The 1404-nt window shown below is 67.6% G+C and carries 2 protein-coding genes; one reads left to right on the forward strand and one right to left on the reverse strand.

All coding sequences use genetic code 11. From position 1 onward, the window contains the following. The coding region (locus EPD83_RS20220) for a phosphotransferase (RefSeq protein ID WP_165567082.1) at positions 1 to 582 on the reverse strand (582 nt) is incomplete at its 3' end. 155 nt (positions 583 to 737) lie between these two features. On the opposite strand from EPD83_RS20220, the gene EPD83_RS20225 reads away from it, so the two are divergent. Further along, the gene (locus tag EPD83_RS20225) at positions 738 to 1166 is read left to right on the forward strand and encodes a hypothetical protein (protein WP_164896431.1); all 429 of its coding nucleotides are present in this window, start codon (positions 738 to 740) and stop codon (positions 1164 to 1166) included. Positions 1167 to 1404 lie beyond the last annotated feature (238 nt).

Genomic DNA, 1404 nt, shown 5'->3' on the forward strand with positions numbered 1-1404 from the left:
GTTCGCCGTGTGCAGCACGTTGCCAGGATGCGGCTCGCCGTGCAGAAGCTGGTCCGGGCCGCCACGGTCGAGCAGGGCATCACACCCGCCACGCAAGGAGCTGAGGAGAAGACTCCGGTCGTCGTCGAGCGTGGGTGTCCGGTGCCGATCGGTGAGCGCGTCGGCCGCGGCCGTGACGCGCTCGGTGAAATGCGGGGCCTGAAGCTCGACTCTTCGCATGGCGGCGTGCAGGCGACGCAGCGCATCGGCGTAGGTGGCCGGCGAAGGTGCGTCGTGCGTGGGTTGGAGATAGCTCCAGAACGTCATCTCGAACCCATCGCGCTCATGGACCCGGCCTTCCACTCGCGGGTCAAGCGAGGCGACCGGCGCACGCTCCTGGCACAGGGCCTGCACGACAGCGACTTCGAAAGCGGATACCCGCTGCCCGACCGGTGCTGCTCGTACCAGTACGTCACAAGGCAGGAGTCGCAGAGACAACGTATTCGAACTGTGAACTACGTCGAGATTCTCGACCTCGAGCCCCAGATCGCCGGCGACGGACGCGACCGCCTCCTTTGCCCGCTCGAGAAGCGCAGCCTCCATCGCCCGATGATCTCAGAAGCAATCGTGATGCCAGAGATCGAATCGGTCCCCACCCGACCCTCTCCGCCGTCTGTCGACCCATCAATCCGCAAGCGGTCCCGGCCAGCGGATGGCAGTGTTCGAACGTGCCGGAGCGAGTCGAGCCAATGCCAGGCGTGGACGTGACCTGGGACCCGAATGCCCCTGACGCGGTACTTGTCTCAGACGACTGCGGACGCGGCGCACTCGCACTTCGAGCCCACCCGGACGACTCGGACCGACGAACGGTCCTCCTACGGTTCGACCTCGCCGTCTACGCCCTCATGACGCCTCCCAACGACGAGGCGCTGTCGCATCATCCACTCTCCGAACACGGGCTGAAGGAGCTGACCTGGCTCGGGGTGGTGCGCGACAGCACCCTGGTTGCCCGCCTGAGACCGTCGTGGTCGCGCGTGGCGGAGATGCACCTCCACCCGACGCACTTCATTCTCCCCCTCAAGGAGTGCGTGGTGGAAGTCGTCGCGGCAACGGTCGACCTTTTTCGCCTCGACCTGTCGACACATCGAGCTGCGCTGGGCGCCATCGAACCGGGGCATCCCCTGTAGGCCATAGGTCTCGCTGCTCCACGAACGTGGCGCATCCAGATGTTCCCCACTTCGCCGCCAGTCGACCTGGTCGGCGGACGCGGGTGCCACCGCCCGCCCGACCGGGCGGAACCGTCACCGTGTCCCCACGCGGACCTGGACGTGTCCGCCCCACCGGCTCCAGGACCCGGTGACGCGCAGGTCGCGCTCGAGCAGCCGCCAGGGGTGGGCCTCGATGTCGGCCCCGCCGAGCCCGCAG

Origin of the sequence: Phycicoccus flavus (assembly GCF_004025965.2) — a bacterium.
In the GTDB taxonomy this organism is placed as follows: domain Bacteria; phylum Actinomycetota; class Actinomycetes; order Actinomycetales; family Dermatophilaceae; genus Phycicoccus; species Phycicoccus flavus.